Raw genomic sequence first — 327 nt, 5'->3', positions numbered from 1 at the left:
AGCTGAGGCTGCCGTTGCCGGTGCCGACATCCGTCGCCAGGTCGTAACCGGCGATCGTCCCATCGACATCGGTCGCTGCCGGCACCTGCCCGCTGAGAACGCTGTTCTCGCCGGTAGTCTGGGTATCGGCGACGGCCACCGGGGCGTCGTTGGTACCGGTGACGGTAATGGTGACCGTCTTGGGCGCACTGACGCCGCCATCGTTATCGGTGGCGGTGTAGCTGAAGGTGACGTCGCGACTTTCGCCTGCGGCCAGACCATCGAAGTCAGTGCCGGGGGCGAAGCTGTAGGAGCCGTCGGCGTTGAACGTCAGGCTGCCTTTGCCCT

General features: G+C 65.7%; 1 protein-coding gene. It reads right to left on the bottom strand.

Annotated features, from left to right (window positions below; translation table 11 throughout):
- The coding region (locus tag BTW07_RS19290; RefSeq protein WP_167369312.1) for an Ig-like domain-containing protein at positions 1-327 on the bottom strand (327 nt) is incomplete at both ends.

Origin of the sequence: Salinicola socius (assembly GCF_001937195.1) — a bacterium.
GTDB classification, from domain to species: Bacteria; Pseudomonadota; Gammaproteobacteria; order Pseudomonadales; family Halomonadaceae; genus Salinicola; species Salinicola socius.
Note: the sequence above shows the minus strand (reverse complement) of the source record. Positions and strands in the feature narration are given on the sequence as shown.